Origin of the sequence: Mycolicibacterium pulveris, from assembly GCF_010725725.1 — a bacterium.
In the GTDB taxonomy this organism is placed as follows: Bacteria; Actinomycetota; Actinomycetes; order Mycobacteriales; family Mycobacteriaceae; genus Mycobacterium; species Mycobacterium pulveris.
In genome coordinates, this window is the sequence record NZ_AP022599.1 from 145961 (window position 1) to 159144 (window position 13184).

At 68.0% G+C, this 13184-nt stretch carries 17 protein-coding genes; 6 read left to right on the plus strand and 11 right to left on the minus strand.

Annotated features, from left to right (window positions below):
- The first annotated feature begins 21 nt into the window (after nt 1-21).
- Both G6N28_RS00925 and G6N28_RS00930 read left to right on the plus strand, forming a co-directional pair.
- On the plus strand, nt 22-336 hold the full coding sequence (locus tag G6N28_RS00925; protein WP_064892535.1) for a putative quinol monooxygenase: 315 nt from the start codon (nt 22-24) through the stop codon (nt 334-336).
- Nucleotides 336-1148: a mycofactocin-coupled SDR family oxidoreductase gene (locus tag G6N28_RS00930; RefSeq protein WP_163896614.1), complete on the plus strand. Its 813-nt coding sequence runs from the start codon at nt 336-338 to the stop codon at nt 1146-1148. The genes G6N28_RS00925 and G6N28_RS00930 overlap by 1 nt, the downstream gene beginning before the upstream one ends.
- A gap of 86 nt (nt 1149-1234) precedes the next feature.
- Here G6N28_RS00930 and G6N28_RS00935 read toward each other — a convergent pair whose 3' ends face one another.
- The 3 genes from G6N28_RS00935 to thyX all read right to left on the minus strand — a co-directional run bounded on the left by G6N28_RS00935 (nt 1235) and on the right by thyX (nt 4657).
- A complete protein-coding gene (locus tag G6N28_RS00935; protein WP_163896615.1) occupies nt 1235-2911 on the minus strand; it encodes a ribonuclease J in 1677 nt (558 codons plus the stop codon).
- Entirely contained in the window at nt 2911-3759 is an 849-nt protein-coding gene (dapA, locus tag G6N28_RS00940) for a 4-hydroxy-tetrahydrodipicolinate synthase (protein ID WP_235674708.1), read from the minus strand. The genes G6N28_RS00935 and dapA overlap by 1 nt, the downstream gene beginning before the upstream one ends.
- 133 nt (nt 3760-3892) lie before the next feature.
- On the minus strand, nt 3893-4657 hold the full coding sequence (thyX, locus tag G6N28_RS00945) for an FAD-dependent thymidylate synthase (protein ID WP_163896617.1): 765 nt from the start codon (nt 4655-4657) through the stop codon (nt 3893-3895).
- Between the two features lie 146 nt (nt 4658-4803).
- Between thyX and G6N28_RS00950 the strand changes: the two genes are divergently transcribed.
- On the plus strand, nt 4804-5103 hold the full coding sequence (locus G6N28_RS00950) for a DUF4193 domain-containing protein (RefSeq protein ID WP_163896618.1): 300 nt from the start codon (nt 4804-4806) through the stop codon (nt 5101-5103).
- 2 nt (nt 5104-5105) lie between these two features.
- Here G6N28_RS00950 and G6N28_RS00955 read toward each other — a convergent pair whose 3' ends face one another.
- The 3 genes from G6N28_RS00955 to G6N28_RS00965 are packed head-to-tail and all read right to left on the minus strand — an operon-like array spanning nt 5106 to nt 7648.
- Entirely contained in the window at nt 5106-6323 is a 1218-nt protein-coding gene (locus tag G6N28_RS00955) for a winged helix-turn-helix domain-containing protein (protein ID WP_163896619.1), read from the minus strand.
- 42 nt (nt 6324-6365) lie between these two features.
- A complete protein-coding gene (locus tag G6N28_RS00960) occupies nt 6366-6851 on the minus strand; it encodes a dihydrofolate reductase (protein WP_163896620.1) in 486 nt (161 codons plus the stop codon).
- Nucleotides 6848-7648, minus strand: coding sequence for a thymidylate synthase (locus G6N28_RS00965; RefSeq protein ID WP_163896621.1), 801 nt, complete (start codon nt 7646-7648; stop codon nt 6848-6850). The genes G6N28_RS00960 and G6N28_RS00965 overlap by 4 nt, the downstream gene beginning before the upstream one ends.
- 42 nt (nt 7649-7690) lie before the next feature.
- On the opposite strand from G6N28_RS00965, the gene G6N28_RS00970 reads away from it, so the two are divergent.
- Nucleotides 7691-8431: a dienelactone hydrolase family protein gene (locus tag G6N28_RS00970; protein ID WP_163896622.1), complete on the plus strand. Its 741-nt coding sequence runs from the start codon at nt 7691-7693 to the stop codon at nt 8429-8431.
- 54 nt (nt 8432-8485) lie between these two features.
- Nucleotides 8486-9409, plus strand: a complete 924-nt coding sequence (locus G6N28_RS00975; RefSeq protein ID WP_163896623.1) for an HpcH/HpaI aldolase/citrate lyase family protein — start codon at nt 8486-8488, stop codon at nt 9407-9409.
- Here G6N28_RS00975 and G6N28_RS00980 read toward each other — a convergent pair.
- The 4 genes from G6N28_RS00980 to dapB are packed head-to-tail and all read right to left on the minus strand — an operon-like array spanning nt 9403 to nt 11523.
- The gene (locus tag G6N28_RS00980; protein WP_163896624.1) at nt 9403-9864 is read right to left on the minus strand and encodes a hypothetical protein; all 462 of its coding nucleotides are present in this window, start codon (nt 9862-9864) and stop codon (nt 9403-9405) included. The genes G6N28_RS00975 and G6N28_RS00980 overlap by 7 nt on opposite strands.
- A 2-nt stretch (nt 9865-9866) precedes the next feature.
- Nucleotides 9867-10325, minus strand: coding sequence for a flavodoxin family protein (locus G6N28_RS00985; protein ID WP_163896625.1), 459 nt, complete (start codon nt 10323-10325; stop codon nt 9867-9869).
- On the minus strand, nt 10322-10789 hold the full coding sequence (locus G6N28_RS00990; protein WP_163896626.1) for a tetratricopeptide repeat protein: 468 nt from the start codon (nt 10787-10789) through the stop codon (nt 10322-10324). The genes G6N28_RS00985 and G6N28_RS00990 overlap by 4 nt, the downstream gene beginning before the upstream one ends.
- Nucleotides 10786-11523, minus strand: a complete 738-nt coding sequence (gene dapB, locus G6N28_RS00995; RefSeq protein WP_163896627.1) for a 4-hydroxy-tetrahydrodipicolinate reductase — start codon at nt 11521-11523, stop codon at nt 10786-10788. Before dapB ends, G6N28_RS00990 begins: the two co-directional genes overlap by 4 nt.
- Nucleotides 11524-11695: 172 nt before the next feature.
- Here dapB and G6N28_RS01000 point away from each other — a divergent pair, with 172 nt between their 5' ends.
- Nucleotides 11696-12601, plus strand: a complete 906-nt coding sequence (locus G6N28_RS01000) for an NAD-dependent epimerase/dehydratase family protein (protein ID WP_163896628.1) — start codon at nt 11696-11698, stop codon at nt 12599-12601.
- Nucleotides 12602-12614: 13 nt separating this feature from the next.
- On the opposite strand, the gene G6N28_RS01005 is transcribed toward G6N28_RS01000, so the two are convergent.
- Nucleotides 12615-13130: an HTH-type transcriptional regulator AldR gene (locus G6N28_RS01005; RefSeq protein ID WP_163896629.1), complete on the minus strand. Its 516-nt coding sequence runs from the start codon at nt 13128-13130 to the stop codon at nt 12615-12617.
- Nucleotides 13131-13184 lie beyond the last annotated feature (54 nt).

Genomic DNA, 13184 nt, shown 5'->3' on the forward strand with positions numbered 1-13184 from the left:
TCATCGAGGAGTTCATCGCCCATGCCGATCGTCGTCGTCGCAACCATGACCGCCAAGCCGGAGTCCGTGGACACCGTGCGCGATGCCTGCAAGAAGGCCGTCGAGGCGGTGCATCAGGAACCCGGCTGCGAGCTCTACGCGTTGCACGAGGCCGACGGGACGTTCGTGTTCGTCGAACAGTGGGCCGATGCCGACGCGCTGCAGGCCCACAGCGCCGCGCCCGCCGTCGCGACACTGTTCGGCACGGTCGGCGAGCATCTGGACGGGGCACCCGACATCAAGATGCTGCAACCCGTCGTCGCAGGAGATCCCACCAAGGGGCAGCTGCGCAGCTGATGGGCTCCCTCGACGGCAAGGTCGCCTTCATCACGGGCGCGGCTCGCGGGCAGGGCCGCGCGGAGGCGGTCAAGCTGGCGTCCGAAGGCGCCCACATCATCGCGGTCGACATCTGCGCGCAGATCGGCTCGGTGCCCTATCCCCTTGCCACAGCTGACGATCTCGCGCTGACCGTCAAGCTCGTCGAGGACACCGGCGCGCGAATCGTGGCGCGCCAGGCCGACGTTCGCGATCAGGCCGGGTTGGCCTCAGCGCTGCAGTCCGGGGTCGACGAGCTCGGGCGACTCGACATCGTGGTCGCCAACGCCGGCATCGCACCCATGCAGTCCGGCGCCGACGGCTGGCGCGACGTCATCGACGTCAACCTCACCGGGGTGCACCACACCGTCGAGGTCGCGATCCCGACGCTGGTGGAGCAGGGCGAGGGCGGGTCGATCGTGCTCACCAGTTCGGTGGCCGGGCTGATCGGCGTCGGCAGCGACGATCCCGGCGCGATCGGGTACGTGGCGGCCAAGCACGGCATCGTCGGGTTGATGCGGATCTACGCGAATCTGCTTGCCCAACACAGCATCCGGGTCAACTCGGTGCATCCGGCCGGCGTGGACACCCCGATGATCAACAACGAGGCCACGCGGCAGTGGTTGGGCAGCATCGCCGAGAAGACGCCGCAGGAGATGGGTAACGCGTTGCCGGTGCAGGTGCTGCAGGCCGAGGACATCGCCAACGCGGTGGCGTGGCTGGTTTCCGATTCGGCGCGTTATGTGACCGGGGTGGCGCTGCCGGTGGATGCCGGCTCGGTCAACAAGCGCTGAGGCCGCCGGTCGCGGCGCCGAAATAGCAGCCACGGTCGCGATTTCGTCGGTTCAACGACCCGGAATGCTATTTCGGCGCAGAGGACTCAGACCTCGATGACGGTCGGCACGATCATCGGCTGACGACGGTAGGTTTCGCCCACCCACTTGCCGACCGTGCGGCGCACCGCCTGGGCGATCCGCGCGACGTCGGTGACGTTGTCGCGGGCCAGGGCTTCCAGCTCCTCTTCGACCTTGCGCGCCACGGGTTCGAGCGCCTTGGGGTCCTCGGAGAACCCGCGCGAGTGCAGATGCGCCGGCGCGGCCGCCCGCCCGGTGCCGCGGTGCACCACTACCGTCACCGCGACGAAACCCGAGGACAGGATGAGCCGTTCGCCCAGTGTGGCGTCTCCGACATCGCCGGTGACCAGGCCGTCGACGAACATCTTCCCGGTCGGCACCGCCCCGGCGATCGAGGCGCGGCCGCCCGCCAGGTCGACGCTGACCCCGTTCTCGGCGAGCATGACCGCGTCGGGGTCGACGCCGGTGCGCGCCGCCAGCGCCGCGTTGGCGCGCATCATCCGCCACGTGCCGTGCACCGGCATCACGTTGCGCGGCCGCACCGCGTTGTACAGGAACAGCAGCTCACCGGAGTAGGCGTGACCTGACACATGCACGCGCACTTGCTGATTGGTTACGACGCGAGCGCCGATCTTCGCCAGCGCGTCGATCACGCCGTAGACGGCCTCCTCGTTGCCGGGAATCAGCGACGACGACAGGATGATCAGGTCGCCCGCGGTCAGCGTGATGCTGCGGTGTTCGCCGCGCGACATCCGCGACAGCGCCGACATCGGCTCGCCCTGCGTTCCGGTGGTGATGAGCACGACCCGCTCGGGCGGCATCATCTCGGCCGCACCGATGTCGAGCACGTCGTTGTCGTCGACACGCAGATAACCCAGTTCGCGGGCGATGCCCATGTTGCGCACCATCGAGCGCCCGACGAACGACACCTGCCTGCCCAGCGCCACCGCCGCATCGATGATCTGTTGCACCCGATCGACATTCGACGCGAAACAGGCGACGATCACCCGGCCGGTCGCGCCCCGGATCAGCCGGTGCAGTGTCGGGCCGACCTCACTCTCCGACGGCCCCACCCCGGGGATCTCGGAGTTCGTCGAGTCGCAGAGGAACAGGTCCACCCCGGCGTCGCCGAGCCGCGACATGCCCGGCAAGTCGGTCGGCTTGTCGTCGAGCGGCAGTTGGTCGAGCTTGATGTCGCCGGTGTGCAACACGGTGCCCGCGCCCGTGTGGATCGCGATCGCCAGACATCCGGGAATCGAATGGTTGACGTGAAAGTACTGGCATTCGAACACGCCGTGCGTACTGCGCTGTCCGGCAGCGACTTCGACCAAGATCGGCTTGATGCGGTGCTCGCGGCACTTCTCGGCGACCAGCGCGAGCGTGAACTTCGACCCGACGACCGGGATGTCGGGCCGCAGCTTGAGCAGAAACGGGATCGCGCCGATGTGGTCCTCATGGGCGTGGGTCAGGACCAGCGCCTCCACCTCGTCGAGCCGGTTCTCGATGAGGCGCAGGTCCGGCAGGATCAGGTCGACGCCCGGCTCGTCGTGGTTCGGGAACAACACACCGCAGTCGACGATCAGCAACCGGCCCAGATGCTCGAAAACCGTCATGTTGCGGCCGATTTCGCTGATCCCACCCAGCGCGGTGACCCGCAGCGCACCTGGGGCCAGTGGTCCCGGTGGCTGAAGTTCTTCGTTCACTACCGCAGCACCGCAGCCGCCCGCATGTCCGCGGCCAGCTCCTCGAGTTGCGCGGCGGTGGCAGGCATCTGCGGCAGCCGCGGATCACCTGCTTCGAAGCCCAGCAGCCGCAACGCCGCCTTGGCCAAGGTCACCCCGCCGAGCCTGGTCTGGGCGCTGTTGAGCGGCCCGAGGGTGACGCTGATCTTGCGCGCCGTGGTCATGTCACCAGAATTGAACGCGGTCAGCATGTCTCGGAGCTGGCTGGCGGCCATGTGGCCCCACACGCTGATGAAACCGACCGCGCCCATCGCCAGCCACGGCAGGTTCAGCGCGTCGTCGCCCGAGTAGTACGCGAGCCCGGTCTCGGCCATGATCTGCCCGCCGCCGTGCAGATCGCCCTTGGCGTCCTTGACCGCGACGATGTTGGGATGTTGGGCCAGCGTGCGCAGCGTGTCCCAGGTGATCGGCACGATGGAGCGCGGCGGAATGTCGTAGAGCACCACCGGCAGTGGCGTCGCATCGGCCACCGCGGTGAAGTGCGCCACCAGACCCGACTGCGGCGGCCGGGAGTAGTACGGCGTCACCACCAGCAGCCCGTGTGCACCCTCGGCGGCGCACGCCTTCGCCAGCCGCACACTGTGCGCGGTGTCATAGGTGCCCACCCCGGCGATGATCCGGGCGCGGTCACCGACGGCCTCCAGTACGGTGCGCACCAGCGTGACTTTCTCGTCGTCGGTCGTCGTCGGGGACTCACCGGTGGTGCCGGAGAGCACCAACCCGTCGCAGCCGGCGTCTACCAGGCGGTTCGCCAGCCGCGCCGCGGTCGCGGTGTCCAGGGACCCGTCGGGCTTGAACGGAGTCACCATCGCGGTCAGCACGGTACCCACCTGGCCGGTGACGTCTAATGCGCTGGTACTCACGGCACTAAGATACTCGCTCGACCCCGAAATTCAGCCGATGGCTACCTACGCCTCCGTGGCTGAGTCTGGCCAGCTCCGGCTACGCCTCCGTGGCTAGCGGCGACGTGGCGACCTCCGTCCCATCCGCCAACGTGGCGATCTCGAAATCGGCGAACACCTGCGGCGCCACGCCGACCAACTGGCGCAGGCATTCGACGGCGAGCCGGCGAATCTCCACGTCGGCGTGTTCGCTGGCCCGCACGGCGATGAAATGCCGCCAGGCGCGGTAGTTTCCGGTAACCACGATGCGCGTCTCGGTCGCGTTCGGCAGCACCGCGCGAGCGGCCTGACGGGCCTGTTTGCGGCGCAGCGTGCCCAGCTTCTCCCCGGGCTGATCACCCGTGAACTTCGCCTCCAGCCTCGTCAGCAGCTCCACGTAGGCCGCGCGGCTGGCATCCGCGGCAGCGGTGAAGATCTCCAACAGTTTCGGATCGTCCTCCATTCCGGGCGGCACCACCACCTGCGAGTCGTGCTCGGGGACATAGCGCTGGGACAGCTGCGAGAAGGAGAAGTGGCGGTGCCGGGTCAGCTCGTGGGTGCACGACCGGGAGATGCCGGTGATGTAGAACGACACCGACGCGTGCTCGAGCACCGAGAAGTGCCCGACGTCGATGATGTGCCGCACGTAGGCGGCGTTGGTCGCGGTGCGCGGATTGGGCTTGGACCAACTCTGGTAGCAGGCCCGGCCGGCGAACTCCACCAGCGCAGGCCCGCCCTCGGCGTCGGTGCTCCAAGGCACGTCCGGGGGCGCCAGAAACTCCGTCTTGGCGATCAGTTGCACGCGTAGCGGCGTGGTCTCGGCCACGCGCTCACCCTAACGCGGCGGCTTTGGCCTGCTCGGGAGGTGGTTCTGCCGACTCGGGTTTCAACCCGCGCCGGACGGGGAACAAAGCGGATCCCAGCCGGTGTTAACCAAGCACTGTTCGCAACAGCGATGAGGAGCGTGACCAAATGTCCACGGATTACGACGCACCTCGCGTCAAGGACACCGACGACGTCACCGATGAGTCGGTTCAGGAGATCGCCGCGCGGCGGCGCCAGGTCGACGTCGCAGTGCTGGATGTCGACGACGGCGATCCCGTCGATTCGATCGACCTGCCCGGCGCCGACCTTTCGGGTGAGGAGCTGACCGTCCGGGTGCTGCCGAAGCAGTCCGACGAGTTCACCTGCTCGAGCTGCTTCCTGGTGCAGCACCGAAGCCGGCTGGCGCTGAAGACCGGCGGTCAGACCATCTGCGCGGACTGCGTCTAGGTTCAGCGCAGGACCGCCGCGAGCGGCGCGGCCAGCTCGCCCCTGGTCCCCACGGTGACCTCAGACAGGCCCAGCCACGCCGCCATCGTGCGCAGCTCACCTGCCAGCGGCCCGGCCACCCGCGACGGCTGCTCTCCCGGCTCGGCGAAGGCGCCGACGACGTGCAGCGCGTCGCTGGCCCGGTCGGCCTTCAGGTCGACGCGCCCGACCAGCATGCCGTCGAGCAGAAACGGCCACACGTAGTACCCGTACTGGCGCTTGGCCGCCGGCGTATAGATCTCGATGCGAAACCGAAATCCGTCGAACAGCCGCTCGACCCGCGGCCGGAAGAAGATCAACGGGTCGAACGGGCACAGCAGCGCGGTGCCCCGGTCTCGCCGCGGCACCTTCTGGCCGGTCCGTAGATACGCGGGCGCCTGCCACCCCTTCACCTCGACGGCCTCCAGCTCGCCCTCGGCCACCAGCTCGGCGACCGCCGGTTTGGACTGCCGCGGCGAGAGCCGGAAGTAGTCGCGGATGTCGGCCTCGGTGGCCACCCCCAGCGCGCCGGCCGCGCGCAACGCCAGCTGCCGCACCGCGTCGTCGTCGGCCACTTCCCGGGCGACGACCTCCGCGGGCAGCACCCGTTCGGTGAGGTCGTAGTGCCGCGCGAAGCCCACCCGGGTGGCCGTCGTCAACCGCCCCGAGGCGAACAGCGCCTCGGTCACCCATTTGGTGTCGCTGCGGTCCCACCAGGGCCCCTTGCGGCCGCGCTGTTCGGCCCCCAGGTGCGCCTCGATCTGCCCGGCCGTCGACGGCCCGAGCTCCTCGACGGCCGCGAGGATTTTCTCCGCCAGCCGCAGGTTGTTCTTGACGATGTGGGTCCCCCACCGGCCGTGGGTGTACTCGCGCATCCGCCAGCGCAGCAATGGCCAGTCCTCGACGGCCATCAGCGCGGCCTCGTGCGCCCAGTACTCGACCAGCAGCCGCGGCGAGCGGGTGGTGTGGCTCCATGCGGCCCGATCCAGCGCGTCGCGGTCATACGGCCCGAGCCGGCTGAACACCGGCGCGTAGTGGGCCCGCACCGACACCGACACCGAATCCAGCTGCAGCACCTGGATGCGCGAGATCAGCCGGCGCAGGTGGGCGCGGCTGACCGGGCCTTGCGGTCGGGGCTCGGCGAAGCCCTGCGCCGCGACGGCGATGCGGCGCGCCTGGGCAGCCGTGAGTCTGGTCGCCACGTCGCCATCCTGCAGGACGCCACCGACACTTCTGGGCGGCTGTCAGGCGCGCTCGTAGGTGTAGAACCGGTAGCGCAGCCCCGACCTGCTGGTCTGCCACTCCCCGGCCGCGCCGACCCAGCCCTCGTCGAGGACGGGCGCGACCGCATCGCCGTCTCGACGTGGCAGGTCGATCTCCACCTCGGTGACCTCACAGCGCGTGGCCACCGGCAATGCGGCCGCGTAGACCTCCGCCCCACCGATCACCCAAGTGGTCTCGTCGGTGAGCGCGTCGTCGAGGTTCGCGACCACATCGGCGCCGTCGGCCGCATAGTCGGCGCGACGGGTGAGCACGACGTTGCGCCGGCCCGGCAGCGGACGCACCTTGGCCGGCAGCGACTCCCAGGTCAACCGGCCCATCACCACGGTGTGTCCCATGGTCAGCTCTTTGAACCTGGCCTGATCCTCGGGCAGCCGCCACGGAATGCCGCCGTCGCGGCCGATGACCCCGGAGGTCGATTGGGCCCAGATCAGCCCGACCCACCTCATACAGCCACGGGCGCCTTGATCGCCGGATGCGGATCGTAGTTGAGGATCGCGATGTCCTCGTAGGTGTAGTCGAAGATCGAATCCCGCGGCGCCAGAACGAGTTCCGGATAGGGGCGCGGCTCGCGGCTGAGCTGCAGCCGCACCTGCTCGACATGGTTGTCGTAGATGTGGCAGTCGCCGCCGGTCCAGATGAACTCGCCGACGTCCAGCCCGGCCTGCGCGGCCATCATGTGGGTCAGCAGCGCGTAGCTGGCGATGTTGAACGGCACGCCGAGGAACAGGTCGGCGCTGCGCTGGTAGAGCTGGCAGCTCAGCCTGCCGTCGGCGACGTAGAACTGGAAGAACGCGTGGCACGGCGGCAGTGCCATCTGAGCGATCTGGCCGACGTTCCACGCCGAGACGATGATGCGACGCGAATCGGGGTCGGTCTTGAGCAGATCCAGCGCGGCGCTGATCTGGTCGACGTGCTCGCCCGACGGGGTCGGCCACGATCGCCATTGCACGCCGTAGACCGGCCCGAGATCACCTGTCTCACTTGCCCATTCGTCCCAGATGGTGACGCCGTGCTCCTGTAACCACCGGACGTTGGAATCGCCGCGCAGAAACCACAGCAGCTCGTAGACGACCGATTTGGTGTGCACCTTCTTGGTGGTGATCAACGGAAAGCCGGCGGACAGGTCGTAGCGCATCTGATGGCCGAACACGCTGCGGGTGCCGGTGCCGGTGCGGTCGGATTTCGGCGTGCCATGCTCGAGCACCAGGCGCAGAAGATCCTCGTAGGGCGTTGCGATCGGCACGTCCGCCAGCCTAGTCCGAAACCAACGAGTAGAACGGAAGCCATGCCGACTATCTCCACGACCGTCACCACCGCAGACGGCACCTGCCCCGTCACCCTGCACACCCCCAACGGCAGCGGCCCGTGGACCGGCGTCGTCATGTACGTCGACGCCGGCGGGGTGCGCGACCTCTTCCAGGACATGGCCGCCCGGCTCGCCGGTTTCGGGCACGCCGTGCTGCTGCCCGACGTGTACTACCGCCACGGCGAGTGGGAGCCGTTCGACATGAAGACGGTCTTCAACGATCCCAAGGACCGCGCACGGCTGTTCCGGATGATCGGCAGCATCACGCCCGACATGATGGCCGCCGACGCCGAGGCGTTCTTCGACTTCCTGGCCGCGCGCCCGGAGGTCAAGGGCGACGCGTTCGGCGTGTGCGGCTACTGCATGGGCGGGCGCACGTCGATCATCGTGGCCGGCCGGGTACCCGACCGGGTCGCCGCGGCGGGATCGTTTCACGCCAGCGGACTGGTCACCGACGAGCCCACCAGCCCGCACCTGCTCGCCGACCGGATCAAGGCCACCGTCTACGTCGCCGGCGCCGCCAATGACCAGGGCTTCACGCCCCGCCACGCCGAGATCCTGGACCAGGCGCTGACCGACGCGAACGTCACCCACACCGTCGAGTTCTATCCGGCCGGCCACGGGTTCGCCGTGCCCGACAACGCGCCCTACGATCCCGAGGCCGCCGAACGGCACTGGGTGGCGCTTCAGGGCCTGTTCAAGACGGCGCTGCCGAACTGACCCTTCGACCGACCCTGGCGCGACCGCTGCGGAGCGATGCGCGACGATTATTAGATGCACGACCAGGAACCGCCTGACCAACCGGCCGGCAGTGAGGTCGGGTTCCGCATCGATCCGGTGCTCGCCCGCAGCTGGCTGCTGGTGAACGGCGCGCAGTACGAGCGGTTCGAGCCCGCGGCGAAGTCGCGCGCCGACATCGTGGTCCTCGACATCGAGGATGCGGTCGCCCCCAAGGACAAGGTGACCGCCCGCGACAACGTGGTCCGGTGGCTGTCGGAGGGCCACAGTGACTGGGTACGCATCAACGGTTTCGGCACACCGTGGTGGGCCGACGACCTGGAGATGCTGGCCGGCACATCGGTTGGCGGCGTGATGCTGGCCATGGTCGAGTCCGTCGACCACGTCACCGAAACCGCCAACCGGCTGCCCAACGTCCCGATCGTCGCGCTGGTGGAGACGGCGCGCGGGCTGGAGCGCATCACCGAGATCGCCGCCGCCAAGGGCACCTTCCGGCTCGCGTTCGGGATCGGAGATTTCCGCCGCGACACGGGGTTCGGCGAGAACCCCACCACGCTCGCCTACGCCCGGTCCCGATTCACCATCGCCGCCAAGGCCGCACACCTGCCGAGCGCGATCGACGGGCCGACCGTCGGGCACAGCGCGCTGGTGCTCAGCGAGGCCACTGCGGTATCGGTCGAGTTCGGCATGACCGGCAAGATCTGCCTCACCCCCGAGCAGTGCGTGACGGTAAATGAGGGGCTGTCCCCGTCACCTGATGAAATCGCTTGGGCCAAGGAGTTTTTCATCGAGTTCGAGCGCGACGGCGGCGAAATCCGCAACGGCTCCGATCTGCCCCGCATCGCCCGGGCGAACAAGATCTTGGATCTGGCGCGCGCCTACGGCATCGAGGTGTCCGAGTTCGACGACATCGACGACCCCGCACACATTCCGGCGCCGTCGGACACCTACCACTACTGAGGGTCGTCGTCCTGCCTGCGCAGGAACGTTCGCATTGCGCGCAAAACGCCCCGTCCCGCGTAGATGCCTGCCGCGACGGACAGCACGATCATCGCGACGAACATGATCAGCCAGTTGGACCGGTCGTGGCTGACGTTCCACCACACGATGGTGAACAGCACCGCGCACAAGAACACCACGATGTCGCGCCAGTTGCCCTTGTACGACAACGCCGCTTCGCGCAGTTCGCGGCTGCGCTCCCCGGCCGAGATCAGGTCGTCGATGCGCTGATCGATGCTGGCCTGCAGCCGGGCCCGCCGCTCCACCTGCTCCGGCGGAATGCGTTCCAACAGGTCGAAATCCTTCATGAGCTGGCCGCGGACGTCGGGCGGTTTGAGGTTGCCCGCGATCACGCCCAGCATGGCACCACCGGCGATCGGTGCTGCGCCCAAGGCCAATTCGGCGATTCCCGGCATGTCTATCCTTCCATCAGTGTCGCGGCCAGGGTGCCGCCGAGCTCGTAGGCGCGCTCACGTGCCTCGCGGTCGATGCCGCCGACGATTTCCAGCGCGTCGGCGGACTTGGCGAGCGCAAGCCCGGTCGCCAGCTTTTCTACCGCGTTGACCGCCCCCGCGGTGTCGTTATTGCCGTGCACCCACAGCCCGTACGGCCGGCCGGCGACGTGATCGAGGCTCGGGTAGTAGACGGTGTCGAAGAAGTGCTTGAGGGCCCCGCTCATGTAGCCGAAGTTGGCGGTGGTGCCGAACAGGTAGCCGTCGGCGCCGAGCATGTCGGGCAGCGTCGCGGCCAACGCAGGACGAACCTCGACATCGACGCCGCTGATGCCGGGGTCCCTGGCGCCCTCGAGGACGGCCTCCAACAGTTCGCGGGTGGCAGGCGAGGGGGTGTGGTGCACGACGAGCAGCGTCTTGGTCACGTTGAGCGCGCCTCCATGTCGACCGCCTTCCTCATCGCCTCGCGCGCGCGTCGGCGGTCACCCGCGTAGTCATACGCGCGCGCCAGCCGATACCAGCGCCGCCAGTTGTCCGGGTCGTTCTCCAATTCTTTGCGCACGGTGACGAACAACTCGTCGGCCGCCTCGCGCCGGATTCGTCCCGAGGCCATCCGCGGCAGCGAGCTGATGTCGAGTTCCATTCCGTCTTCGTTGATGATGCGCGCCAGGCGCTGATGCGTCAGCCCGCTACGCAGCGTGCTGACCATCGCCCACACCCCGATCATCGGAAAGGCCATCAACGCAAGCCCCAGGCCGATGGCGGCGGTCTCGCCGGTGCCGATGAACGCCATCGCGATGCGGCCGAGCAGCAGGAAGTAGACGACCAACGCCACGCACATGAAGCCGATCAGCAGCTGCATGCGCAGGACGCGCCCGCCCTCGGTCATCCCAGGTCGAGCAGGGGCTCGATGCCGATCGTCAGCCCCGGGCGGGCGGCCACCTGGCGCACCGCCAACAGGACACCGGGCACAAAGGACGTCCGGTCGATGCTGTCGTGCCTGATCGTCAGCGTCTCCCCCTGGGTGCCGAACAACACCTCCTGGTGCGCGACGAGGCCTGCGAGCCGCACGGAGTGCACCGGGATCCCGTCGACGTCCGCGCCCCGCGCCCCGTCCAGGGCCGTGCTGGTGGCATCGGGGTTTGGCGGCATGCCTTTTCGCGCCTCGGCGATCAGCCGGGCCGTCCGCACGGCGGTGCCCGACGGCGCGTCGGCCTTGTGCGGATGGTGCAGTTCGATGACCTCGACGGATCCGAAGAAGCGGGCGGCCTGGCGGGCGAAGTGCATCGAGAGCACCGCGCCGATCGCGAAGTTGGGCGCGATCAGCACCGCGACATCCGGCTTTTCGGCCAACCACGTCCTGACCTGGGACAAGCGTTCGTCGGTGAAGCCGGTGGTGCCGACGACAGCGTGAATGCCGTTGTCTATCAAGAACTTCAGATTGTCCATCACCGCTTCGGGATGGGTGAAGTCGATCACCACGTCCGTATCGGCGTCGGCCAGTTGGCTCAGCGGGTCGCCGGCATCGACGCCGGCAGTGAACGTCAGGTCCTCGGCGGCCTGGACCGCCTCCACCATCGTGGCGCCCACCTTGCCTTTGGCTCCCAGCACTCCGACCCGCATGCAGACACCTTATCGACACCTGCCTGGCCGCCGAATCTGAGCTTGTGCTCGCATTTCGGGCGACATCTCGCGCAATATCTTCAGTTTCGACCGGCATATCGAACGAATGTTTGATCCCCGCCAGACGACGAAAGCGACGACGGCGCGCCGTGGCGGTGCTTACCATCACCGCATGCGCGACGCGAAGATCCTGATCTCGGGTGTGACCGGTCAGGTGGCGTCGCCGGTCGCCCAAGCGCTTTCGGCGGACAACCAGGTCTGGGGCATCGCCCGGTTCACCGACCCCGCCGCCCGTGACCGTCTCGAACTGGCAGGCGTGCGGTGCGTGACCGTCAACCTGGCCGCCGGTGATTTCACCGGGGTGCCCGCGGATTTCGACTACGTCCTCAACTTCGCCGTCGCCAAAAGCGGCAGATGGGACAAGGACCTGGCCGCCAACGCGGAGTCGGTCGGCCTGCTCATGGCGCACTGTCCCGACGCCGTGGCTTTTCTGCACTGCTCGTCGGCAGCGGTCTACGACCCGCCCGACGACGAGCCGCGCACCGAACGCGCCGCGCTCGGTGACAACCACAAGGCGTTGTTCCCAACGTATTCCATCTCCAAGATCGCCGGCGAAGTCGTCGCCCGGTCGATGGCCCGCGCGCTCGGTGTGCCCACCACCATCGCCCGGCTCAACGTCCCGTACGGCGACAACGGCGGCTGGCCCTACTTCCACATGGAGATGATCCTCGCCGGGATGCCGATCCCCGTGCCGCCTGGTGATACCGCGCGGTACAACCCGATCCACGAAGACGACATCATCGCCACCCTCCCCAAACTGCTCGAGGTCGCGTCCGTCCCGGCGACCACGCTGAACTGGGCAGGCGACCAACTGGTCAGCCTTCAGGAGTGGTGCACCCATCTCGGCTCGCTGGTCGGCCGTGAGCCGATCTTTGAAGAAAGCGAGCAGGCCCTGCGCGGTAACCCGGTCGACATCACCAAGTTGCAGGAGCTGACCGGTGCCCGAACGACGGTGGACTGGCGCGACGGCCTACGCCGGATGGTGACCGCGTTTCATCCGGAACTCACCGGTGCATAACGGATTTGGTGAGCTACAGCGGTGAGGCTCCGCGCAGATGCTCGAAGATCAGCGATGTCTGGGTGCCCGCCACGTCGGCGTCGGCATTGAGGTTCTCCACGACGAACGACCGAAGGTCGTCGATGTCGCGCGCGGCGACGTGCAGGATGAAATCGTCTGCGCCCGCCAGAAAGTAGACGTCCATCACCTGCGGCATGAGCCGGACCTGCTCGATGAAGCGGTGGATCTTGCCCCGCGCGTTGGACTGCAGGCTCACCGAGATCATCGCCTGCAGCGGAAGACCGATGGATGCCGGATCGACGTCGGTGTAGAAGCCGCGGATCACCCCCATCTCCTGCAGGCGCCGAACCCGGCCGTGGCACGTCGACGGCGCGATGCCGACCTGCTCGGCCAGCGCGCTGTTGGAGATCCGCGCGTCGGTATGCAGCGCGGTGAGGATCCGGCGGTCGACGTCGTCGATGGCCGCGGGTTGAAGATTCTTCGGCTGACGCCGCCGATGCACGGCACCGGTCGAAGTTTCCACGCTCATGACCGTATTCTATGGATGTATCACCGGATTTGTTGCTGGTATTCCGACGTTTCT

Bases quoted from the DNA above. Each gene is read 5' to 3' on its own strand.
- G6N28_RS01000 (WP_163896628.1), top strand. From the start codon at position 11,696: ATGCGCGACGCGAAGATCCTGATCTCGGGTGTGACCGGTCAGGTGGCG.
- G6N28_RS00960 (WP_163896620.1), bottom strand. From the start codon at position 6,851: ATGAGGTGGGTCGGGCTGATCTGGGCCCAATCGACCTCCGGGGTCATC.
- G6N28_RS00925 (WP_064892535.1), top strand. From the start codon at position 22: ATGCCGATCGTCGTCGTCGCAACCATGACCGCCAAGCCGGAGTCCGTG.
- dapA (WP_235674708.1), bottom strand. From the start codon at position 3,759: ATGGTGACTCCGTTCAAGCCCGACGGGTCCCTGGACACCGCGACCGCG.
- dapB (WP_163896627.1), bottom strand. From the start codon at position 11,523: ATGCGGGTCGGAGTGCTGGGAGCCAAAGGCAAGGTGGGCGCCACGATG.
- G6N28_RS00930 (WP_163896614.1), top strand. From the start codon at position 336: ATGGGCTCCCTCGACGGCAAGGTCGCCTTCATCACGGGCGCGGCTCGC.
- G6N28_RS00990 (WP_163896626.1), bottom strand. From the start codon at position 10,789: ATGACCGAGGGCGGGCGCGTCCTGCGCATGCAGCTGCTGATCGGCTTC.
- G6N28_RS01005 (WP_163896629.1), bottom strand. From the start codon at position 13,130: ATGAGCGTGGAAACTTCGACCGGTGCCGTGCATCGGCGGCGTCAGCCG.
- G6N28_RS00970 (WP_163896622.1), top strand. From the start codon at position 7,691: ATGCCGACTATCTCCACGACCGTCACCACCGCAGACGGCACCTGCCCC.
- G6N28_RS00980 (WP_163896624.1), bottom strand. From the start codon at position 9,864: ATGCCGGGAATCGCCGAATTGGCCTTGGGCGCAGCACCGATCGCCGGT.
- G6N28_RS00975 (WP_163896623.1), top strand. From the start codon at position 8,486: ATGCACGACCAGGAACCGCCTGACCAACCGGCCGGCAGTGAGGTCGGG.
- G6N28_RS00950 (WP_163896618.1), top strand. From the start codon at position 4,804: ATGTCCACGGATTACGACGCACCTCGCGTCAAGGACACCGACGACGTC.